Below are 21,747 nucleotides of genomic sequence, written 5' to 3'. Positions count from 1 at the left end.
GAATGCGCTTTAAAAAGATGATCGCCGGTCTCGCCTTCGGCGTCAGTGTCCTCGCCGCCAATGCCGCGAGCGCTGTCGAGATCGAATATTGGCAATATGTTTTCGACTCCCGCGTGAAGGCGATGGATCAGCTGATCCAGAAGTTTCAGGCGGCCAACCCCGGCATCACGGTGAAGCACACCACCTTCCCGTACGCTGAGTATCAGACGAAAGTCGCAGCCACCGTCTCGGCCGGGCAGGGACCGGATGTGGTGCAGCTCTTCTACGGCTGGGTCGATGGCTTCATCGCCGGCAAGCTCATTCAGCCGCTACCGAAGGATGCGTTCCCGCATGACAAGATCGAGGCGGAATTCTTCCCGATCGTGACCGCCATGAAGCGCAACGGCGAGTATTACGGTCTGCCGACCGCGGTTCGCTCGCTCGCGCTGTTCTACAACAAGAAGGCGTTCCAGGCTGCGGGCCTCGACCCGAACAAGCCGCCGCAGACGATTGAGGAATTCGTCGCTGCCGCCGAAAAGACCGTGAAGCGCGATGGCTCGGGCAACATCGTTTCCGAAGGCTTCGCGATGGACATGGCGGGCCAGGATCACCAGTGGTGGCGCGAGGTTCTCGTTCGCCAGAACGGCGGCGTGCCTTACACCGATAACGACCGCAAGGTCGCCTACAACAACGAGGCCGGCCTCAAGGCGCTGCAATTCTATGTGGATCTGCAGAACAAGCAGAAGGTCGGCCAGCTCGGCTTCATGGACGAGGCGCAGGCGGCCTTCAAGGGCGGCCTTGCGGCGATGACCATCGATGGCACCTTCCGCCTTGGCGCGTTCAACGCCATCAAGTCCTTTGAGTGGGGCGTTGCGGAGCTTCCCGCCGCCAATGGCGTGCGCAGCAACTACGCGAGCTACTTCGCCAACGCCATCACCGGCAAGGCGCAGGGCGAGAAGCTCGATGCCGCCAAGAAGTTCCTGGCTTATGTCAGCTCTCCGGAAGCAATGGAGATCTGGTTGAAGGCGGTGGGCGAATTGCCTGCGCGTCGTTCCGCGGCGCTGACGCAGGAAAATCTCTCCAACCCGATCTACGGTCCCTTCCTCAAGGGTCTGGAATACGCGCACACCACCCTGTTCGTGGATGAAGCCGCTCAGCGGCAGGTCGCCATCGACATGGTCAACCGCGTTCTGATCCAGAAGCAGGATCCGAAGGAATCGCTCGCAGAGGCTGCCAAGGCCGAGCAGGCGATCATCGACCGCGCCGCGAAGTGAGGACGTGATGGTGACGGCATCGCCTGCGAAATCCAGCCGCTTATGGGATGGGATGAGTCTGCGTCAAAAGCGGGTGCTTTGGGCGTGGTCCTTCCTGGCGGTGCCGATCCTCTTCTATAGCGTCATCCGCTTCTGGCCCACGCTGGAAGCCTTCTGGCTGTCCTTCACGGACTGGAACCTGTTGAGGCCGGCGTCTTTCGTCGGCCTCGCCAACTACATCCGCCTCGTGAACGATCCGCTGTTCTGGCAGGTCTTCCGCAACACGGCGGCCTACCTTGTGATCGGAACGCCGCTGAGCCTTCTGATCTCGTTCGCGGTTGCATATTATCTCGACCGCGTCACCTTTATGCACGGCTTCATCCGCGCGCTCTATTTTCTGCCGTTTCTCACCACTGCCGCCGCGATGGCCTGGGTGTGGCGCTGGTTCTATCAGCCTGTGCCGATCGGTGTGATCAACGGATTTTTGAGCTCGATCGGAATTCCGCAGCAGCCGTTCCTGCGCTCCGTCACGCAGGCTCTTCCGGCGATCCTCGCCCCCGCCGTATGGGCCGGGCTCGGCTTCCAGGTCATCATCTTCATGGCGGGTTTGCGCGCCATTCCTTCATCCTACTACGAGGCCGCGCGCATCGACGGATTGTCAGAATTCACGATCCTGCGGAAGATCACTATTCCGCTTTTGAAGCCGACCATCGTCTTCCTCGTCGTGTTCTCGTCCATCGGCTTCCTGCGGATCTTCGATCAGGTCTACAACATGACCTTCAACGATCCGGGTGGGCCGCTCAACACGACGAAGCCGATTGTTCTGATGATTTATCAGACCGCCTTCAAATCGATGGAGATGGGTTACGCCGCGGCGCAGACGGTGGTTCTGTTCCTGATCCTTCTCGTCGTTTCCCTCATCCAGCTTCGTGTGCTCAAGGACCGCTGACCCATGACGACAGCTCCTCTTTCCGCGCATGGGGCGAGGCGGGGTTTCCCCGTTCGCCCGGGCCGCATCATCACCTGGACGTTGCTCTTCCTCGGCGGCCTTGTGATGGTGACGCCGATCCTGTTCATGCTGTCGACGTCACTGAAGGACGCTTCGCAGGTCTACGATCTGCGCCTTATCCCGGAAGCGCCGTCTCTCGATAACTATGTCACGGTGCTGTCAGACGGGCGCTTCCTGCGCTGGTTCATCAACTCGCTCATCGTGGCGGTGTGCGTGACACTGTCGAACGTCTTCTTCGATTCCCTCGTTGGGTACACGCTGGCGAAATTCAACTTCCGGGGCCGCTACCTCGTCTTTATCGCCATTCTCTCAACATTGATGATTCCCACCGAGATGCTCGTCATCCCGTGGTATCTCATGGCGAGCAATTTCGGCTGGATCGACACCTACTGGGGCATCATGTTCCCCGGCATGATGACGGCCTTCGGCACCTTCCTGATGAAGCAGTTCTTCGAGACGGTCCCGGATGAGTTTTTGGAGGCGGCGCGGGTCGATGGTCTCAACGAGTTCACCATCTGGTGGCGGGTGGCGATGCCGCTGGTGACGCCGGCGCTCTCCGCGCTCGCGATCTTCACCTTCCTCGGTAACTGGACAGCCTTCTTCTGGCCGCTCATCGTCACCAACAGCCGTGATCTCTACACGCTGCCCGTCGGGCTCTCGAGCTTTGCGGTGGAGCAGGCGATCCAGTGGGAAATGATCATGACGGGCGCGAGCCTTGCCACCATCCCGACCTTGATCGTGTTCCTGCTCCTTCAGCGTTACATCGTGCGCGGCGTCATGCTCGCCGGTCTTAAAGGTTGAAGATGTCCAACGATCAAGATCCCCGCCGCGACGACAAAAGCGTCTTTCCTGATCCTGTCTACAAGGAGACGGTTTTGCGTCCGCTCTTCGATGGGGCCAAGGCGCATCATGTGGAAGGCTTTCGCCGCATCGACCGGGCGCATCTGGTGATGCTGACCGAGACCGGCATTCTCGACGCCAAGCAGGCCGGGGCTATCGCCCGCGCGCTCGAGGCTATCGATGCGGAGGTCGATGTGCCTGCGCTCACCTATACCGGCGAGGTGGAAGACTTCTTCTTTCTTATCGAGAAGGAACTGAAGCGCAGGCTCGGCCCCGATCTCGCCGGCCGCCTGCACACGGCGCGCTCGCGCAACGATATCGACCACACGCTGTTCAAGCTGGGTCTGAAGGAGCGCATCGATGTTCTGCTCGCCAAGGCGCGCCACCTCGCCGATACGCTGATCAAGATGGCGGCGCGGGAGGAGGGGACGCTGATCGTCGCCTATACCCACGGCCAGCCCGCGCAGCCGACGACCTTCGGCCATTATCTCGGCGCGATGATCGAGGTTCTCCTGCGCGACATCGAGCGCCTTGCCGAGGCGCGCAATATCGTGGACCGTTCTCCGATGGGTGCGGCGGCGATCACGACGTCTGGCTTTCCCATTGATCGCGAGCGCATGGCGGCGCTGCTCGGCTTCTCGCAGCCCTTGCAGAATTCCTATAGCTGCATCGCGGCGGTCGATTACATTACCGCGACCTATGGCGCCATCGAACTGATGTTCCTGCATCTCGGGCGACCCATTCAGGATCTGCAATTCTGGACGAGTTTCGAGGTCGGTCAGGTCTATGTGCCGAACGCCTTCGTTCAGATCTCCTCGATCATGCCGCAAAAGCGCAATCCGGTTCCCATCGAACATCTGCGCCATCTGGCTTCGCAAACCTTCGGGCGCGCACGGACCATGCTCGATGTGATGCATAACACACCCTTCACCGACATGAATGACAGCGAAGGCGAGACGCAGGGCATGGGCTATGAGGTCTTCGCCTCTGCCGCACGTGTGCTCGATCTCCTCGCGGCGCTCATGGCTGAAGTGAAAATCGACGCCGCAAGGGTGCGCGACAACATCCGTCGCAGTTGCATCACCGTAACGGAGCTCGCCGACAGTCTCGTGCGCCGGGAAGGCCTTTCTTTCCGCGAGGCGCACGAAATCGCGGCAGCGGTCGCCAAGGCGGTGGTTGCGGTGCAGGGCGATCTCGCCAAGGACGGCTACGCCGCGTTCCTGCAAGCCTTCGCGAAGGCCACCGGGCGCAACACATCCATCGATGAGGCAACGTTCGCGGAACTCGTTTCGCCCGAACATTTCGTCGCGGTTCGCGACCGCTTCGGCGGGCCTGCCCCCCGCGCCCTGCGCGCGGCTTTGCAGAGCTATCGCGACAAGCTCGACGCTCTTGCGGCACAGGCTCGCGCCATTGGTGAGCGCGAAACCGCCACTGCTGCTGAACTGAACAACAAATTCAAAGCGCTTCTGGGAGAAGCCTGATGGCCAATATCGCTCTCAATGGTCTCGTGAAGAAATACGGCAGCACGACCGCCGTTCACGGCATCGACCTTCAGGTGAAGGACGGTGAGTTCGTCGTTCTCGTCGGTCCTTCGGGCTGCGGCAAGTCCACGACGCTGCGCATGATCGCAGGGTTGGAGGACATCTCCGGCGGCACGATCACCATCGACGGGCGCGTCGTCAACGAGGCCGAACCGAAGGACCGGAACATCGCGATGGTGTTCCAGAACTATGCCATCTATCCGCATATGTCGGTGGCGCAGAATATCGGCTTTGGTCTTTATACATCGAAGCTGCCTGAGCATGAAAAGAAGAAGCGGATCGAGGAGACCGCGAAGATCCTTGGCCTTGAAAAGCTTCTCGACCGCAGGCCCTCGCAGCTTTCCGGCGGTCAGCGCCAGCGTGTCGCCATTGGCCGCGCGATGGTGCGCAATCCTGCCGCGTTCCTCTTCGACGAGCCGCTCTCGAACCTCGACGCGCAGTTGCGCACGCAGATGCGGCTTGAAATCAAGAAGCTGCACCAAAGGCTCGGCACGACCATCGTGTTCGTGACGCACGATCAGGTGGAAGCGATGACGATGGCTGACCGCATTGTCGTCATGCGTGACGGACACATTCTGCAGGTCGGCACGCCAATGGAGCTTTACGAAAATCCGCAGGATATCTTCACCGCGCGTTTCATCGGCAGTCCGACCATGAACCTTCTGCCGGCGCATCTTGCCGAAAAGGCCGGACGGACCGTCGCAGAAATCGATGGCCTTGAAGCGTCTGTCGCCGTTCCTGCCGATTATGCGAAAGCCGCAAGCGGCAGCGAGGTATTCGTGGGCGTGCGCCCGCACGACCTTGTTGTCGGCGCTGAGGCAGGTGAGGGGTCATTCGCTCTTTCCGGCGCTGTCTCCGTCGTCGAGCCTCTCGGCCCCGAGACGCTGGTGCATCTCGATGTCGGAGGAACCTCCATCATCGCGAGCGCTCCCGGAAAAGTCATTCCTCAAGCAGGTCAGCGCGTGACGGTTCATGCCACGCCGGGCTCGCTTTATCTCTTCGACAAGAAGACCGAACGCGCCCTATGCCGCCTGTGAAACCTTTATCCGAAGCACGGCACGGTGTGTTGTGCCTCGGCCGAACCTATTGCGATCTGGTCTTCACCGGGCTTGCCGGCTTGCCGGTGCTCGGGCGCGAACTGTTTGCCGAGGATGTAGCGGTTGTACCGGGAGGTGGGGCGTTCATCACGGCGGCTCACCTTATCAATCTCGGACGTGAGGCTTTTCTTGTCTCTCGCCTTGGTACCGACCCACTCTCCGCCGGGCTTGAGGCGGCGTTGGGCGAAAGCGGTGTCGATCTTCGTTTCGTCGAACGCGCGGCGGATGCGGGGCCGCAGCTGACCGTCGCCATCGTGCAGCCGCAGGATCGCGCTTTCCTCTCGCGCCGCGCCGGGCACGGCCGGCCCGCGACGCTTCGCGATGCGCTTGCCGCGCCTGGCGTGAAGCATCTTCATATCGCCGAGTATGCAACCCTTCACGAGCTGCCGGATGTCGTCGAACAGGCAAAGAGCAAGGGGCTTACGGTCTCACTCGATCCGAGCTGGGACGAAACCCTGATTCATGACCCGGCCTTTCTGGAAAGATGCCGGGGCGTCGATGTGTTTCTCCCCAATGTGGAGGAAGCCGCGGCTCTTACTGGAACGGCGAACGAGAGCGATGCGCTGGATCTGCTCGCCAGCCGCTTTCCTCTCGTTGTGCTGAAGAAGGGGGCCGAGGGGGCATCGCTTGCGGCGGCGGGCGAGAGGCTTTCTCTCTCAGCGCCGCCTGTGAGGGTTGTCGATACGACCGGGGCAGGTGATGCGTTCAACGCGGGCTTTCTGCACCGCTGGCTCGATGGCGCCGATCATCGCTCCGCGCTCACGGCGGCCATCGCTGCCGGGAGCCTCTCCGTGCAGGCTGCCGGGGGCGCTACCGTCCTCAAGCAGAGCGCCTGATCGCCTCAGGACAACGCACGCGCCAGAAGAGGCAGGCTGCGGTCCATGCGGTAATCGACCGACGAGTGGTTGTCGTGAAACTCCTCATAGACATGAGGAACCTTCGCGGCCTCGAGCTTGCGGTGGAGAATGCGCGCGCCGTGGATCAGGTTGTATTGGTCGATGGTGCCGCAATCGATGAAGATGAGCTTCATCTTGCGTAACGAGTCGACATGGTGCGGCTCATCCGCCATCCGCACGGGATCCCAACGAAGCCAATTCCCCCAGCGTTCGGGGATGAATTCGCACGTCTCGGAATCCACGGGGGTTCGAATGCCGTAAAATTGCTGCGGATCGGGATCGAAGGTGGCGCATTGCGCCAGAATCATCAACGCGTGCCAATCTGCGTCCTTGGCCTTCGGACCTGTCTCGAATTTGCGGATGAAGGCCTCGACCGACATGTCGTGTTCGGCAAGGTGACGCAGCAGGCCAGCGAACTCGCCGAGATGATAGATGAACTCGAAACCCATATCGCCCGAATGGCAGGCGGCAGCCGACCAGACGTCACCGCCATGCCGCAGAGCGTGAACGATGGCCCCGTAACCGCCCGAGCTTTTTCCGAACACGCCGCGTCGCCCCGCGCCGCCGCAGCCGATTTGCCCTTCGATGAAGGGAAGCATCTCGCGAACGAGAAACGTCTCCCATGAACCCATCGCCGCACTGTCGATATACTGGTTCCCGCCAAGACGCGTGAAGCAATCGGGAAAAGCGACGACGACGGGCGGCATGGCGCCGGAGCCGATGAGCCTGTCCAGCCGCTCCGGGACATTCTCGCCGTAATTCTTCCAGTTCGTGTGGGCCGGTCCTCCGGCCGTGTAGCCGACAAGATCCACGAGAAGCGGCAGCCCGCGTCCGTTATGTCCGGCGGGGATGTAAACATCGACCCGGCGGCGACTCGGATCGCCAAGGAGGTTGCCCCTCAGAGCCTGGCTGTCGACCCACAGGCTCCGCACAGTGCCTTCTGGAAGAGAGTGATCTTTGCGCATTGCCATCGTCCCAGGAAAAGATTTGCGAACAAGGTTGCTCATGCGCGTGGCGCTCTGTCCAGAAGATCCCCTCGCGGCGGTTAAAAAGTCAAATTCGAGCTAGCCGCGCGCCCGGCACGGCGCTAACCGGAACTGCCAAGCATTCATGGGGGTAATGCACGATGAGTAACGGTTTCCTGCCACGCTGGACCCTGAAGACCGAAGGGGTCATTTTGCCCGACGAGAGGCTGCCGACAGGCCAGACCATCGTCGCTGGCATCCAGCACGTCGTCGCCATGTTCGGCTCGACGGCTCTCGCCCCGATCCTGATGGGCTTTGATCCGAACGTTTCGATCTTCTTCTCCGGCGTCGCGACGCTGATCTTCTTCATCATCGTCGGCGGCCGGGTGCCGAGCTATCTTGGCTCGAGCTTCGCGTTCATCGGGCCGGTTCTCGTCGCGACGGGGGCGACGGTGGGGAGCCCCAACCCCAACATTCCGGTGGCCCTCGGCGGCATCGTCGCGGCCGGCGTGCTCTATACGCTGATCGGCGTCATCGTGCAGATGGTCGGCTACCGCTGGGTGGAGCGGTTGATGCCGCCGGTGGTCACCGGCGCCATCGTCGCCGCCATCGGCCTCGTGCTGGCCCCCATTGCCATCGGCAGTGCATCCGGCGTCACCCCCGACAACGCGGCGGGCACGTCGTTTGCGCGCTGGGTTTCGATCATCACCGTGCTCGCCGTCGGTTTTGTCGCGGTTTACGCCCCGGGCATCTGGCGGCGCTTGCCTGTGCTCCTCGGCGGTGCCGTGGGCTATTTCGCCTATTACATCGGCGCGAACGTTCTCGGTTACGGCCAAGCCATCGACTTCGCGAGGATCGGACAGGCGGCCTGGTTCGGCCTGCCGCACTTCCAGGGGCCGGTGTTCACGGTGCAGGGCGTGAGCCTCATCGCTCCCGTCGCCATCATCCTGGTCGCCGAAAACCTCGGGCACATCAAAGCCATCAGCGCGATGACGGGCCGCAATCTCGACCCCTATCTCGGGCGCGCCTTCATGGGCGACGGCATCGCGACGATCGTCTCCGGCGCGAGTGGCGGCACGGGCGTCACGACTTATGCGGAAAACATGGGCGTCATGTCCGTCACCCGCATCTACTCGACGCTGATCTTCATCGTCGCGGCGGTCATCGCGCTGCTGCTCGGCCTGTCTCCGAAGTTCGGGGCCTTCATCGGCACGATCCCGGTCCCCGTGCTCGGTGGCTTGTCCATCGTGGTGTTCGGCCTGATTGCCGCCACCGCCGGGCGGATCTGGGTGGAGAACAAGGTCGATTTCTCAAACCCCCGCAACCTCATCACCGTCGCCGTCGCCCTCGTGCTCGGGGCGGGCAACTTCAAGCTGACGCTTGCCGGGTTCACCCTGGACGGCATCGGCACGGCGACCTTCGGGGCCATCCTGCTCTACCACCTGCTGCGCGGAAACGGCGGCTCGGGTGAAGCCGAAAAGGCCTGAGCCGCCTAACAGTCCTGTTATCTTAAGGAGCCCGCGTCGGTAAAACCCGATGCGGGCTTCTCTTTGTGAGGCTTGATGGAAAGCACCCTTGCAGGGGTGGGGAGGAGATCAATCGCGCAGGCGGATGCGGATAGGCACCGGACGCTGCGTCGGTGCGGCGAAGACGAAAAACAGCATCATGACGAAGAGGGCGCCGCTAATCGCAAGCAACGCCTCTGCAATCGCCACTTGGCTCGACAGAGTTGCCGCAGCGGCAATAAACATCACGATAAGGAAGGTGATCGAAGAGCGAAGAGCAACGGCACGGTTCATCTTGTTTTTCTCCCTGTATGGAGAAGAACGTGTCGCTAAATGTTGAGTTCCAGAAATTCAGCTCAAGTCCCGATTCAGAGCTTTTCGTGAGATTTGAGAAGGAATGCTCAAGTTTAATCGGAACCGTAGCGCTCTGCTTGGAGTTGTCTCTCATCATCGGCTTTGGCCGAGGCAAATCTTACGAGGTAACGCCATGCTCGGTTGGGCTGTCACATTCCTGATTATCGCGCTGGTCGCCGCTCTCTTCGGCTTCGGCGGCATTGCCGGTACCGCGGTGGAGATTGCGAAGCTGATCTTCTTCGTCGCGATCGTGCTTTTTGCGATTTCCGCCGTCATCGGCCTGCTGAGGGGACGTAATCCTCTCTAGCTCCGGCCTTGCGCGATTGAATTGGACTTGAAGCGCCCCCGCGTCAGTGGGAGGCGCTTTTGTTTGAGGGCGGCTAGCCGATCCCTTAGCCGATACCCTGAAGGGCGGCGCGGGTCATGCGGTCGGGCCCAAGGTCCTCGACATCGTCCACGTTGAGAAGAGAGGCAAGGCGGGATCGCGCCCGGTTGACGCGGCTCTTGATCGTTCCCACCGCACAGCCGCAGATGCCGGCGGCTTCCTCGTAGGAGAAGCCCGATGCTCCGACCAGGAGCAGCGCTTCCCGCTGGTCCGGGGGCAACAGGGCCAGGGCATGGCGGAAGTCCTCGAAGTCGAGCCGTGCGCCCTGCTCAGGCTGCACTTTCAGGCGGCCGGCATAGGAGCCTTCCGGGTCCTCGACCTCCCTGCGGCGCTTGCGGTACTCGGAATGAAAGAGATTGCGAAGGATGGTGAAGAGCCAGGCGTTGAGGTTGGTTCCGCGCTCGAACCGGTGCAGGTTCGAAAGGGCTCTCAAAAGGGTGTCCTGAACCAGATCATCGGCCCTGTCGACCTGCCCCGAAAGGGAGATCGCAAAGGCACGTAAGCTTGGGACGGCTGCGAGAAGGGCGTCCCGGATGGCCGGTTCAGGCTCGATCAAGGCTTCTCCTCCTCGGAAGGCGGGCTGCCTTGATCGAGTTTCGCGAGAAGCTCGCTGAATCGTTCCGGAATGGGCTGCTGCATCAGGTCGTCGTACATCGCGCGAAGCTGTTCGCCGATGCGAGATTGACTGATCCCGTCAAGCCGTGGTTCGGCTTCAAGCTGCTCATTCAGGGATGCCTCCGGGATGACCCGGGCCAGCTTATTCCCTTTTTCACTCGTCATAATTATCCCCTACGCCTGCCGCCGGAGACAAGCCGGCCGGGCAGGGTGCGCGCTTATATATATTTTTGAACCATAACGCGGGCAGTTGCCTTCGGTTCCCAATAGTGGAACTTTTATAGGGATGCAGAATTAAACGTTCAGGTACCAACGCTAAAAACACCAAGGGGAGACGAATGTCGACAGCACAGCTGGTTGTCCAGCATCTGCCGTATCTTCGCCGTTACGCCCGCGCCTTGACCGGCAGTCAAGTTGCCGGGGACGCTTATGTTGCGGCCACCCTCGAAACCCTCGTCAGCGACCCCGCGACCATCGGCTCCGAAGGCAGCGTCAAGGTCGACCTGTTCCAGGTCTTTACACGGATCTGGAACTCGCTCTCGGTCAACGGCCGTGGCGAGCAGATCCAGCGGGACCTGCCCGCAGAGGTCCGCATCGGACAGATCACCCCCCTCCCGAGGCAGGCTTTCCTGCTCTCCAGCCTTGAAGGCTTCTCGGAAGAGGAGGTCGGCAAGATCCTCGACGTCGATACCCGGACAGTCGAGAAGCTCGTCGATGAGGCCGGGCGGGAACTCGCGGCGGACATGGCGACCGAGATCCTCATCATTGAGGACGAGCCGCTGATCGCGATGGATCTGGAAGCGCTCGTGGAAAGTCTCGGGCACAATGTCACGGGCATCGCCCGCACGCGCACCGAAGCGGTGAAGCTCGCATCCGCCAAGCGGCCCGGCTTGATCCTCGCCGATATTCAGCTCGCGGACGGAAGCTCCGGCCTCGATGCTGTGAACGACCTTTTGAAGACGTTCGAAGTTCCGGTGATCTTCATTACCGCCTACCCCGAACGTTTCTTGACGGGTGAGCGACCCGAGCCGGCCTTCCTCATCGCCAAACCATTCCAGCCGGCCAACGTTTCGGCGGTCATCAGCCAGGCCCTGTTCTTCCAGCAGAGCGCGCGCCGTCCCGAAATGCGCGCATCCGCCTGACAGCGCGGTTCCAGAGTAAAAACGCCCGGTCTTCAGCCGGGCGTTTTTTATTGCGAAGCTTAAAAGTGAAAAAAGACGGGCCGAAATCGACCCGTCCTGAAGGTGCCGGCCAATGCACAAGGGGAATGCGGGGAGGACCAGAAGGCCGGTATTGAACTAACGCCTTGAAAACACCGAAGTTCCACCGTTTTTCCATATATTCCCTTATGGATTGCCTAGGAACATCCAGCGATACCGTGGCGTTGACTTGCCGAACTCAGCCAAGCTGCCAAGGCAGGAGGTCCCGATGCTCGGCACATCAGGAACGTTCGTTGCAATCGCGGGGATCGCAGTCGTCGCCAGCTTTGCGCATGCGTCTCTCCCCAAACAGCGAGCTATGACGCCGGCAAGGGCTCCTGAACTGTCGCTTGGGCAAACCGTCGCCGCTGAACGCAAGGGCGACCGGATAGCCATCCCGTCAACTTCGGCGGCGCGATCTTCCGTCATGGAAGTGGAATGGGTCGGCAGCGAGCCGATGAGCGTCTTGTTGCGCGGCGGCACAGGAGAGGTGCTCTATCTCTCGGACCAAGGAACCGCGACAACAATTTTTGCGAAGAACACCGATCTGCCGATCCTTACCGTGAAGCCGAGAGGATCGCCGCCTCCCGTGCTGCAGCAGCCTGTCGAGCAGCAGGAAAGCAAGGATGCTCCCAAGCGCAAGGGCAGCCCGATCGGTTGCACCAATCCGCTCAGCCCGCTCGTAAAATCCGATGTCACCCTGCCGCCTGGGCTTTGTGTGGTGATGCATGAGCCCGGGGAGGTCTTCTCATAAACATCTTGCTGGAGGAGAAATTGGAGTGCGTAAGCCAGACGGGAGAGTTGAGCGTCGACGTCTCTTCGCCCGTTTCTGGCACGCAGCCTCAGGTTTCTGGACAGGGGTGTCGAGACGCGAGGCATGGTTCCTCACGCTGACGCTTTTCGCGATCATTCTGTGCCAACTCTACATTCAGCTCAGGCTGAACATCTGGAATCGCGATCTCTTCAACGCTCTCGAGAAAAAGGACATCGCGCTCGTCGGGCGCATGGCGCTGATCTTCGTTCCTCTTGCGCTTGCCGCTGTCGCTTTCAATGTCGCTTCGGTGTGGGGGCGCTTGACGACGCAGCGCGCCTGGCGTGCCTGGCTCACCGATTACCAGATCGACCGCTGGCTCAAGAACGGGCGATATTATCAGTTGAACCTGGTGCAGGGTGAGCACCAGAACCCGGAATTCAGAATCGCTGATGACACACGCATCGCGACGGAGTCGCCTGTCGACTTCGCATTCGGCGCGACCACGGCGGTTTTGACCGCCATTACGTTCATCAGCGTCCTGTGGGTCGTCGGCGGTTCGATCTCTTTCGGCGTGTACGGGCAACAGATCGAGATCCCCGGTTATCTCGTCTTTATCGCCGTCGTCTATTCCATCATCACCACAACGGCGATGCTGTTCATCGGACGCCGTTTCGTGGAGATCGCCGAGAACAAGAACCAGTCCGAAGCCGAGTTTCGTTATGCCGCGACACGGCTGCGCGAAAATGGGGAGAGTATCGCATTGCTCGGCGGCGAACCCGAGGAACGGAGCGCGCTCGGTGAAGCGCTCGGGCGCGTGATCGTGCAATGGCGTGCCATGTGCGGGCAGTACTTGCGAACGACGGTGGTGTCCTACGGCAATTTCATTCTCGCGCCCGTCGTCCCGATCATTCTTTGCGCACCGAAATATCTGGCCGGTACGATGTCGCTCGGTGAGGTGATGCAGGCAGCCACCGCCTTCGTGACGGTGCAGCAGTCGTTCAACTGGCTCATGGAGAATTATCCGCGTATGGCGGATTGGACGGCGTCGGCCAACCGTGTCGCAGGCTTGATCGTCTCCCTCGACCGATTGGAGGGGGCGGAGAAATCCGGCTGGGGGCACATCGTGCATTCAGAGGTGGACGATATCGCCGCGCTCCAATTGCGTGATGTCGCCGTCAATCTCGATGACGGGACGGCGGTCGTCGGCGAGACGAAAGTGACGATCTCGCCGGGCGAGAGGGTGCTTGTCGTCGGTGAATCGGGTGTGGGGAAGAGCACCTTGATCCGCGCGATAGCGGGTCTTTGGCCCTGGGGGCACGGCGAGATAACGACGCGGCGCGGCGCGAGACTCTTCTTTATGCCGCAGCGACCTTACGTCCCCATCGGCTCCTTGCGGCGTGCGGTCGCTTATCCCAACCCGGCGACATCCGTTTCCGACAAAGCCATCAAGAATGCCCTCGTGGACGCCGGTCTGCCGCACCTTGCGGACAAGATCGATGAAAAGGATGTGCCTTGGGACAGGGCGCTATCGGGAGGCGAACAGCAGCGCTTGGCTTTCGCGCAACTGTTCATTCAAAAGCCGGACATCATCGTCATGGATGAGGCGACCTCCGCCCTCGACACATCGACGCAGGAGATCCTTCTTCATCGAATGTCGGAGCGACTGCCGAACGCAGCTGTCATCAGCGTGGGGCATCGCCCCGAGCTGGAGGCTTTTCACAACCGGCGCCTTGTCCTGGCGCGCCGCAAGGAAGGGGCCAAGCTCGTGGCGGACGAAGTTCTCTCCCCGCAGACATTCGCACTCAGGCGAGCTTTCGCGCTTCTCTTCCGCCGGGGCGGCGGCCGCAAGAGCGAAGAGCACTCGGCTGTGCAATAGCGGGGCACTGACCTGCCTGCGCGCTATCGCGCATCCCCTTGGCCGGAACAAGCGCCGATCCGGCACGTTCCCAACAGAACGGCGGCGTTTGCCGCACAGGGAGGTTAAAAAGCATGATCGTGACCAGAGACACCGAGACCATTCTTTCCGTCCAGGATCTTCCGCCCGAATTCCTGCGCTCCATGTCGAGTGCGCATTCGAGCGACGAGCCGAGAGTGGCGTCGATGGTGAGCGGGATGGTCGTTGAACATCAGGAAGATGAGGTGATTTGCCCCCTCATGTTGCAGCGACATTTAGTCCTTCCGTACAAGGCTGGTGGAGCAGGGCCGTCCGCAGCACATAGTATCTGATGTTCATGGAGATGCAAAAATCGAACCCCGACCGGTCGGTCCTGATTCTTTTCTCACCCAAAGTCCTGCCTGTCATCGATCTGTTTCGCGGACTAGCGGAACTCGAAGAAAATTATTCTTCGCCCCTCCTCGAAGAACAGGAGGGGCAGCTTGCTGCGCTCATCGGATCGCAGCAGGCGCGCGCGGCGTTGTCGGATGCGCTTCTTCTTTCCTTCGAACTCAAGCGTCAAAGACGAAGCCTTCTCGCATTCAGCGCAGTCGGATCACGCCAAGGATCGGTCGAGGAGTTTTGTCTTCTCGCGCTGATCGCCGCGGCAGGGTTTGCCTCTCAGCCTCTGTTCGTTCGCGCCGCGACCGTTCTTAACATCGAGCCCACGGAAACGCTGAGGCGGCTATCGCTCGATTTGTCGAAAAGGCTGTCGCAACTCTTTCTCGAAGGCGACTTTACCGACATCAACCGCTTCGAGGCTGTCGTCGGCGGTGGCCCGCAGATGGCACGCGACATCGTCCCAGACGATTCAAGCATCAAGTTCTATTTCTAAAAACTTTCGTCTGCGGGCAAAGAAAAGGGGTCGCAAGCGACCCCCTGCATGTGCTCCTTTGTGGAGCTAGTCGTGAGAGCCTCTGCTGCTGCCGGAGGCCTGTCCGCCCTTCCTTCCAGCTTCAGACGCCAATTCCCGATCCTGTGAGAAGGATCTCTTTTCAGCGGGCACGCTCTTGCCGCCCTTGCTCGCGATTTCGCGTTGACGCTCACCGTCCATGGATGCGAAACCTCGCTTCGAAGTCGAGCCGGTTGTCATAGTACGCCTCCTTGGCAATTAACCACTCGTTTGGACAACCGCGTTGAATTTCGATGGTTCCCCGTGACATTTGCTCCCAAGCTCGCAAAAGCGTCGCGGTTGATGCTTCGAAAGGGGCGGCCCTTCGGGATGATCCCTCCTCACGCCGCCGTTGGCAGGCTCGCCCGCAGCGGGCTTCTCGGGTATAGCGAAAAGGAGGGGGGCGCTGACGGGGACTTCCTCGCCGCGCGCGATCCTCTGCCCTTTTAGAGGCCTTCGGAGTGACCATGACCTACGACGACAACAACGTGTTCGCCAAAATCCTGCGCGGCGAGTTGCCGGCGCAGAAGATCTACGAAACCGAGCATGTTCTTGCGTTTATGGACATAATGCCGCGCGGGCCGGGGCACAGCCTCGTCATCCCGAAGGCGAAGGCGCGCAACATCCTCGATGCAAGGCCTCAGGACCTCACGCATCTCGCTCAGGCGGTGCAGGTTGTCGCAAGGGCCTCAAAGGTCGCCTTCGAGGCGGATGGCGTTACCATCCATCAGTTCAACGAAAGCGCCGGCGGGCAGGTGGTGTTCCACCTGCATTTCCATGTGATCCCGCGTTTCGATGGAATGGCGCTGAAGCCGCATAGCGGCAACATGGAAAAGCCGGAGGTTCTGGCGGAACACGCCGACAAGCTGCGTCAGGCGCTGCAGGCGCTCTGACGTCAAAGAAAGATCCGGCCGATCGATATCGGCCGGACAATCGTTACTGAGCGGCCTGGACCGCCTTTGCAGCCAGATAGGCGTCGATCTTCTGTGCGGCGCCCGCCGGGACGTGGAGGCCGAGCTTGGAGCGGCGCCACAGGATATCCTCGGCGCTGCGCGCCCATTCCGAACGCACGAGGTAATCCACCTCAGCAGCCGTCAGGCCCGCGCCGAAATCCTCGCCGAGATCGGCCATCGATTTGGCCGCGCCGATAAGCTTTTCGATCCGCGTGCCGTAGGCCCGCGCGAGGCGGTAGGCGACGGCCTCCGGCAGGAAGGGCCAACGGGTCTTCACAGTGGCGAGGAACCGGTCGAAATCCGCATCCGGCATGTCGCCGCCGGGGAGCTTGGCCTTTTCCGTCCAGCTCGCCTTCATGGCCGGGAAGTACTTCCTGAGTTCGTCAAGGGCATGTTCGGCAAGCTTGCGGAACGTCGTGATCTTGCCGCCGAAGATCGACAGGACCGGGGCCTGGCCGGGCTCGCCGTCGAGATCGAACACGTAATCGCGGGTCACCGCGGAAGCGTTGATCGAGCCATCATCGAAGAGGGGGCGAACGCCGGAATAGGACCACACCACATCCGCAGGGGTGACCTGATGGTTGAAGTGGTGGTTCACCACGTTGCAGAGATACTTGATCTCGTCTTCGCTGATCGTGACCTTCTTGTCGGGCACTGCCTCGACCGGGATGTCCGTGGTGCCGACGAGGGTGAACTTGCCCTGATAGGGGATGGCGAACACGATCCGCTTGTCGGTGTTCTGCAGAATGAAGGCCTTATCGCCCTCGAAGAGCTTGGGCACCACGATGTGGCTGCCCTTCACGAGGCGCACGCTCTTTTGCGTGTTGAGACCGAGCTTGGTGTTGAGAACGTCCGCCACGAACGGGCCGCCGGCATTCACCAGCACCCGGGCGCGGACTTCCGAGGTCGCGCCCGTTTCGGCGTTCTGAAGCTGCGCTACCCAGGTATCGCCTTCGCGGCGGGCGGAGACGAGCTTGGTCCGCACGCGAATGTCCGCCCCACGCTCTGAGGCGTCGAGGGCGTTCAGGGCGACCATGCGGCTGTCCTCGACCCAGCAATCCGAATACACGAAGGCCGTGTCGAAGCCGGGCTTGAGGGCCTGGCCGGCTGGATGGCGGGTCAGGTGGATCGTCTCGGTGCCCGGCAGGCGCTTGCGCGGGGCGAGGTGATCGTAAAGGAACAGGCCGAGGCGCACGAACCACGCCGGGCGGATGCCCTTCTCATGGGGCAGGATGAAGCGTAGCGGCCAGATGATGTGAGGGGCGGCCTCCAGAAGGCGCTCACGCTCGAACAGGGCCTCGCGGACGAGCCGGAACTCGTAATATTCCAGATAGCGCAGGCCGCCGTGGATCAGCTTTGTGCTGGCCGAGGAAGTATACCCGGCAAGATCGCCCTGTTCGCAAAGAACAACCGAGAGGCCGCGGCCCACCGCATCGCGCGCAATGCCCGCGCCGTTGATGCCACCGCCTACAATCAGAAGATCAGTTACTGTCGTCACGAAATGCGTCTTTCCTTCAAAATCCGGGCGACCCCGAACTTTGTCTCATGATTCTATTAGCCGACTAAAGCAAGCGGATTTTTAATCCCTCACGCCGCTGCCCACTGCCGGCGCGACCATTAGCATGAAAGCCCCGAGCGCGCCGAGGGACATCAGGAGGAAAATCGTCAGCAGGGCACCGTAGCTGCCCTCGAGCGCCCATAGGGCGCCGATGGCGAAGGGCGCGGCGGCCATCGCGAGGCGCACCGGGGTCGCGATCATGCCCTGGATCGCCCCGTAATCCTCGCGCCCGAACAACTCACGCGGGAGAAGGGAGCGGACGATGGTCATCAGCCCGTTCCCGGCTCCGTAAAGCGCGGCGAAGACGAAGATCAGCCATGAGCCCGCCGGGATGAAGGAGATGAGCGCGAAGGACAGGACGATGGCGACGAGGGTCGAAAACCCCATGACCTTGAGGCTAAGCCCCCGCTCCCCGAAGCCCGCCACAAAGCGCGCCGCGACCTGAGCCGGCCCGATGATGGAATAGGCCGCGACGGCCATCTCGAGGGAGAAGCCCCGTTCGGTGAGGAAGGGGATCAGGTGGATAGGCAGGCCTGTCGAGATGATGCCTTGCAGAACGAGCGTCACTATGAAGCCCCAGAAGGAAAACTCCTTCAGCACCCAGCGGGGATGCGGGCGGCTCTCTGTCGTGGTGGCGAGCGCCGCCTGCGCAGGCTGCCGGGGCGGGGCCTTGGGTAGACTGATGAGGCTGAGGCCGGCGCAGAAAACGAGGTTCAGAATAGCAAGCGAGACGAGTGCGCCGCGCCAGCCCTGCGCCTCGATGAGCCAGTGGGTGAGGGGAATGAAGACCGTGCTGGCGAAGCCGCCGATCAGCGTCATCACCGTAATGCCGCGCCGGAGCAGGAGGCCGACGCGACGGGCGAGCACGGCGAAGCCGACATCATAGAACACGCCGCTCATGGCGACCCCGATCCCGGCCCAGATCAGGAGAAAGACGGCATAGCTTTCCACCCGCGACCACAGGAGAAGCAGAACCGTGGCGAGAAGCGCGCCGCCGACCATGACCATCCGCCCGTGCCCCCTGTCCACGAGTCGTCCGACCGGATAGCCGAGAAAGGCGGAGGTGCCGAGCGCGAGCGAGTAGGCTCCCGCGAGGGCCGATTTCGACCAGCCGAGCTCCTGCCCCATCGGCTCGATGAAGAGCGCGAAGGCGTAAAACAGCACCCCATAGGCCACGAGCTGCGCCCATGAGAGAGCCATAACGAAGCCCCAGGGCATGCGGGCCGGAGTGGAGGACATGGAGCGTTCGCCGCCAATTCTGAAGGAGCTCGCGAGCCTTTATGACAGGGCTTTCATCTGCCGAACAGAGTCTCGTGAATCCTATGCACAGCAGGCGTCAGCGCTCACTCCCTGAGTGTCGCTTGAGGGACTGGCCAGCTTGTTGAAGTAACGTTGTTACGCTAGTGCTATCCACCACCACGGTGGATTGGTCATTCGAAAATAGGCGGAGGTAAGGAGTGTTCATCAACTCTGAAGCAATCGTTCCAATGTTGATAACGATGAATATCCTCATCCTGCTGGTCTGCCTTGTGGTCACGAGCCTCGTCATCTGGGGCTTCCGAAAACTCTACAAGAGGATGACGGGCCGCGACGTGAGTCTTCCAACTCTGTCGGCTGGCGCTTTGTTCATTCTGCTCGCCACCATCATTGTGGTCTTCCTTTTGTAACGGCGCGCAGGCCTATGTGTTTGCGACATGGCTCGCGGTTGACGAATAGTGTCTCATGCCTCATATGTATGACATGGCGTCAGCGCTCTTCGTGAGCCGCTTGAGTGGGCTGCGTGACGGATATTTGCTGTGAAACGGCAAAGACCCCGGCCCACTTCTTCAATCGCTCGACCGTACGACCGCCCACACGCAGGTTGTCGCTCTTGAGCCCGGCAGGGCCGGACGTTCCGGCTTTTCATGCCTTGCGGCTCTCCGCATCTGTTTTGAAAGACAAAAGCTTTGACTCTTTTTTCCGAATTCGGATTGGCCGAGCCGATCCTGAAGGCGCTGGCGTCCGAGGGCTATGAGAAGCCCACGCCGATCCAGGCCCAGTCCATCCCCTACGTTCTGGAAGGCCGCGACCTGTGCGGCATCGCCCAGACCGGCACCGGCAAGACGGCGGCGTTCGCGCTGCCGATCCTGCATCGCCTTGAAACCAACCGTCGTCCGCCCATCCGTAAAGGTTGCCGCACACTTGTCCTGAGCCCGACGCGCGAGCTTTCCGGCCAGATCGCCGACAGCTTCCGCGCCTATGGGCGCAACCTGCGTCTGTCTGTTTCCGTCGTGTTCGGCGGCGTGAACATCGGCAAGCAGGAGCGTGAGCTCGTCAACGGCGTCGATGTGCTCGTCGCAACGCCCGGTCGCTTGCTCGATCTGATCGACCGCAACTCGCTCTCCTTGCGCGACGTGGAGATCCTCGTCCTCGACGAGGCAGACCAGATGCTCGACCTCGGCTTCATCCATGCGCTCAAGCGCATCGTGAAGTTGCTGCCGAGGGAACGCCAGAGCTTGTTCTTCTCGGCCACCATGCCGAAGTCGATCTCCTCGCTGGCTGATGAATATCTGCGCAACAACCCGGCCAAGGTCGCGGTGACGCCCGTCGCCACCACTGCCGAGCGCGTGGAGCAGAGCGTCATCTTCGTGCAGACGAACCAGAAGTCGCCGTTGCTCGAGGCGGTGCTTCGCGACGACACTATCGACCGCGTTCTCGTGTTCAGCCGCACCAAGCATGGGGCTGACAAGATCGTGCGCTATCTCGAGAAGGTCGGCATCAGCGCCGCCGCGATCCACGGCAACAAATCGCAGCCGCAGCGCGAGCGTGCTCTCTCGGCATTCCGCGCAGGCACCTGCCGCGTTCTCGTCGCCACCGACATTGCTGCGCGCGGTATCGACGTGGAAGGCGTGACGCATGTGGTGAACTACGATCTGCCCAACGTGCCGGAATCCTATGTCCACCGCATCGGCCGCACGGCGCGGGCGGGCGCGACAGGCGTCGCGATCTCGTTCTGCAACGACGAGGAGCGCGCCTATCTCAAGGACATCGAGAAACTGACGCGCCTTAAAGTTCCAGTGATGCCGCTGCCGAGCGATCTGCCGGCTCCGGTTCCGGCCTCCGAGCTTCGTCGCGAGCAGCCGCAACGCGGACGCCCCGCGCCGCATGCGCGCGGTAATCAGGGCCACGGTGCGCCGCGGCAGGCTGAGCCGAATGCGGAGAACGGCCCCAAGCGCCGCCGCCGTCGTGGTGGGCAGAAGCCGAATGGGCAAAAGCCCGGTGGTCAGCAGACGCAGACTCAAGGCCACAAGCCCGCACAGCATCACGGCGCGCCGCGCCGCAGCGAGGGGCGTGGTGATGGTGCTCAGGTCGCGTGGCTCGACAAGGGCCCGCGTCGCGGCTGATCGAAAATTTCTGAAAATGAAAAAGGCGCCTTCGGGCGCCTTTTTTTGTTGGCCGCTAGAACTTGATCAGCAGCCTCTGGGGTCCGGACCTATAACGGACAGAGACGGCGACGACCGCTTCTTCCGATAGTGGACGTTTGTCGGAACCGGGATAACGACGGCAGCTTTGACCAAGCGCCCGTGGTTAGGTGAGAGATTTTTCGAAGTAAACGCGATTGAAACCGTTTTCCGTGCGGCGCGTCACCTCGACATATCCGAGTTTGGGATAGATCGAGAGGTTATCGGTCATCTTCTCGTTGGTATAGAGACACACGGCGTTCATGCCGCGCTGCCGCGCGGCATTTTCGCAAAAGCCGATCAGCGTCCTGCCTACACCGCGTCCGGCGGCACGAGGAAGGACAGCCACGTTTTCCAGCAGGATGTGCCCCTCTTCGGCATAGAACACGATGAAGCCCTGAAAGGTATCTTGGTCATCCGTCGCAACGTAGACCTCTCCTGCAGCGATCTGCGCGGCAAAATCGGCGAGCATCGGGGCGGGCTTCCGCCCGATTAACGGCACATAGCGAGCATAGGCCTGCTCGGCGCAATCTCTGATCTCAGGTTCATCGCTTGTTTTGGCTTGCCGGATCATGTCGC

23 protein-coding genes are annotated in these 21,747 nt (G+C 61.3%); 15 read left to right on the top strand and 8 right to left on the bottom strand.

Features of this window, described 5'->3' with window-relative positions; all coding sequences use genetic code 11:
* Positions 1-2 precede the first annotated feature (2 nt).
* Genes DQW91_RS08550 through DQW91_RS08525 form a run of 6 tightly spaced genes read left to right on the top strand, consistent with a single transcriptional unit; the run spans position 3 to position 6,555 of the window.
* Positions 3-1,253 carry a sugar ABC transporter substrate-binding protein gene (locus DQW91_RS08550; RefSeq protein ID WP_112663178.1) on the top strand — a complete coding sequence of 417 codons (1,251 nt, stop codon included), beginning with the start codon at positions 3-5 and terminating at the stop codon, positions 1,251-1,253.
* 7 nt (positions 1,254-1,260) lie between these two features.
* On the top strand, positions 1,261-2,181 hold the full coding sequence (locus tag DQW91_RS08545; protein ID WP_112663177.1) for a carbohydrate ABC transporter permease: 921 nt from the start codon (positions 1,261-1,263) through the stop codon (positions 2,179-2,181).
* Between the two features lie 3 nt (positions 2,182-2,184).
* Positions 2,185-3,042: a carbohydrate ABC transporter permease gene (locus tag DQW91_RS08540; RefSeq protein WP_112663176.1), complete on the top strand. Its 858-nt coding sequence runs from the start codon at positions 2,185-2,187 to the stop codon at positions 3,040-3,042.
* A 2-nt stretch (positions 3,043-3,044) separates the two neighbouring features.
* Positions 3,045-4,562 carry an argininosuccinate lyase gene (gene argH, locus DQW91_RS08535; RefSeq protein ID WP_112663175.1) on the top strand — a complete coding sequence of 506 codons (1,518 nt, stop codon included), beginning with the start codon at positions 3,045-3,047 and terminating at the stop codon, positions 4,560-4,562.
* Positions 4,562-5,659 carry an ABC transporter ATP-binding protein gene (locus DQW91_RS08530; protein WP_112663174.1) on the top strand — a complete coding sequence of 366 codons (1,098 nt, stop codon included), beginning with the start codon at positions 4,562-4,564 and terminating at the stop codon, positions 5,657-5,659. The genes argH and DQW91_RS08530 overlap by 1 nt, the downstream gene beginning before the upstream one ends.
* Positions 5,647-6,555 (top strand): carbohydrate kinase family protein, encoded by a 909-nt coding sequence (locus DQW91_RS08525; protein WP_112663173.1) that lies wholly within the window; start codon positions 5,647-5,649, stop codon positions 6,553-6,555. Before DQW91_RS08530 ends, DQW91_RS08525 begins: the two co-directional genes overlap by 13 nt.
* 5 nt (positions 6,556-6,560) lie before the next feature.
* Here the strand turns inward: DQW91_RS08525 and DQW91_RS08520 are convergent, their stop codons facing one another.
* Positions 6,561-7,580 carry an alpha/beta hydrolase gene (locus DQW91_RS08520; protein WP_112663172.1) on the bottom strand — a complete coding sequence of 340 codons (1,020 nt, stop codon included), beginning with the start codon at positions 7,578-7,580 and terminating at the stop codon, positions 6,561-6,563.
* A gap of 161 nt (positions 7,581-7,741) precedes the next feature.
* Between DQW91_RS08520 and DQW91_RS08515 the strand changes: the two genes are divergently transcribed.
* A complete protein-coding gene (locus DQW91_RS08515) occupies positions 7,742-9,067 on the top strand; it encodes a solute carrier family 23 protein (protein WP_112663171.1) in 1,326 nt (441 codons plus the stop codon).
* Positions 9,068-9,175: 108 nt separating this feature from the next.
* Here DQW91_RS08515 and DQW91_RS08510 read toward each other — a convergent pair whose 3' ends face one another.
* The gene (locus DQW91_RS08510) at positions 9,176-9,379 is read right to left on the bottom strand and encodes a hypothetical protein (protein WP_112663170.1); all 204 of its coding nucleotides are present in this window, start codon (positions 9,377-9,379) and stop codon (positions 9,176-9,178) included.
* A gap of 193 nt (positions 9,380-9,572) precedes the next feature.
* Between DQW91_RS08510 and DQW91_RS08505 the strand changes: the two genes are divergently transcribed.
* Positions 9,573-9,746, top strand: coding sequence for a DUF1328 domain-containing protein (locus tag DQW91_RS08505; protein WP_109596226.1), 174 nt, complete (start codon positions 9,573-9,575; stop codon positions 9,744-9,746).
* 85 nt (positions 9,747-9,831) lie between these two features.
* On the opposite strand, the gene DQW91_RS08500 is transcribed toward DQW91_RS08505, so the two are convergent.
* Both DQW91_RS08500 and DQW91_RS08495 read right to left on the bottom strand, forming a co-directional pair.
* Complete coding sequence (locus DQW91_RS08500) at positions 9,832-10,377, bottom strand: sigma-70 family RNA polymerase sigma factor (protein WP_112663331.1); 546 nt, start codon at positions 10,375-10,377, stop codon at positions 9,832-9,834.
* Positions 10,377-10,604 carry a NepR family anti-sigma factor gene (locus tag DQW91_RS08495; protein WP_112663169.1) on the bottom strand — a complete coding sequence of 76 codons (228 nt, stop codon included), beginning with the start codon at positions 10,602-10,604 and terminating at the stop codon, positions 10,377-10,379. The genes DQW91_RS08500 and DQW91_RS08495 overlap by 1 nt, the downstream gene beginning before the upstream one ends.
* 173 nt (positions 10,605-10,777) lie before the next feature.
* On the opposite strand from DQW91_RS08495, the gene DQW91_RS08490 reads away from it, so the two are divergent.
* The 4 genes from DQW91_RS08490 (at position 10,778) to DQW91_RS08470 (ending at position 15,160) form a co-directional block, all read left to right on the top strand.
* Positions 10,778-11,581 (top strand): response regulator, encoded by an 804-nt coding sequence (locus DQW91_RS08490; protein WP_112663168.1) that lies wholly within the window; start codon positions 10,778-10,780, stop codon positions 11,579-11,581.
* 286 nt (positions 11,582-11,867) lie between these two features.
* Positions 11,868-12,392 (top strand): hypothetical protein, encoded by a 525-nt coding sequence (locus DQW91_RS16560; RefSeq protein ID WP_157961382.1) that lies wholly within the window; start codon positions 11,868-11,870, stop codon positions 12,390-12,392.
* Between the two features lie 106 nt (positions 12,393-12,498).
* Entirely contained in the window at positions 12,499-14,268 is a 1,770-nt protein-coding gene (locus tag DQW91_RS08480) for an ABC transporter ATP-binding protein/permease (protein ID WP_198411816.1), read from the top strand.
* 361 nt (positions 14,269-14,629) lie between these two features.
* On the top strand, positions 14,630-15,160 hold the full coding sequence (locus DQW91_RS08470) for a hypothetical protein (RefSeq protein ID WP_157961381.1): 531 nt from the start codon (positions 14,630-14,632) through the stop codon (positions 15,158-15,160).
* Positions 15,161-15,226: 66 nt separating this feature from the next.
* On the opposite strand, the gene DQW91_RS08465 is transcribed toward DQW91_RS08470, so the two are convergent.
* Positions 15,227-15,418, bottom strand: a complete 192-nt coding sequence (locus DQW91_RS08465) for a con-10 family general stress protein (protein WP_112663163.1) — start codon at positions 15,416-15,418, stop codon at positions 15,227-15,229.
* Positions 15,419-15,678: 260 nt separating this feature from the next.
* On the opposite strand from DQW91_RS08465, the gene DQW91_RS08460 reads away from it, so the two are divergent.
* Positions 15,679-16,110: an HIT family protein gene (locus DQW91_RS08460; protein WP_112663162.1), complete on the top strand. Its 432-nt coding sequence runs from the start codon at positions 15,679-15,681 to the stop codon at positions 16,108-16,110.
* Positions 16,111-16,153: 43 nt separating this feature from the next.
* Here DQW91_RS08460 and DQW91_RS08455 read toward each other — a convergent pair whose 3' ends face one another.
* Entirely contained in the window at positions 16,154-17,668 is a 1,515-nt protein-coding gene (locus DQW91_RS08455) for a glycerol-3-phosphate dehydrogenase (RefSeq protein WP_112663161.1), read from the bottom strand.
* Between the two features lie 81 nt (positions 17,669-17,749).
* The gene (locus tag DQW91_RS08450; protein ID WP_112663160.1) at positions 17,750-18,967 is read right to left on the bottom strand and encodes an MFS transporter; all 1,218 of its coding nucleotides are present in this window, start codon (positions 18,965-18,967) and stop codon (positions 17,750-17,752) included.
* A 260-nt stretch (positions 18,968-19,227) separates the two neighbouring features.
* Between DQW91_RS08450 and DQW91_RS08445 the strand changes: the two genes are divergently transcribed.
* Together DQW91_RS08445 and DQW91_RS08440 are read left to right on the top strand one after the other, a co-directional pair.
* On the top strand, positions 19,228-19,395 hold the full coding sequence (locus DQW91_RS08445; protein WP_157961380.1) for a hypothetical protein: 168 nt from the start codon (positions 19,228-19,230) through the stop codon (positions 19,393-19,395).
* A gap of 279 nt (positions 19,396-19,674) precedes the next feature.
* Positions 19,675-21,111, top strand: coding sequence for a DEAD/DEAH box helicase (locus DQW91_RS08440; protein WP_112663158.1), 1,437 nt, complete (start codon positions 19,675-19,677; stop codon positions 21,109-21,111).
* A gap of 184 nt (positions 21,112-21,295) precedes the next feature.
* Here the strand turns inward: DQW91_RS08440 and DQW91_RS08435 are convergent, their stop codons facing one another.
* Positions 21,296-21,742: a GNAT family N-acetyltransferase gene (locus DQW91_RS08435; RefSeq protein WP_112663157.1), complete on the bottom strand. Its 447-nt coding sequence runs from the start codon at positions 21,740-21,742 to the stop codon at positions 21,296-21,298.
* Positions 21,743-21,747 lie beyond the last annotated feature (5 nt).

Origin of the sequence: Microvirga flavescens, assembly GCF_003290125.1 — a bacterium.
Classification (GTDB): domain Bacteria; phylum Pseudomonadota; class Alphaproteobacteria; order Rhizobiales; family Beijerinckiaceae; genus Microvirga; species Microvirga flavescens.
This window is presented reverse-complemented; position numbering and strand designations above follow the sequence as displayed.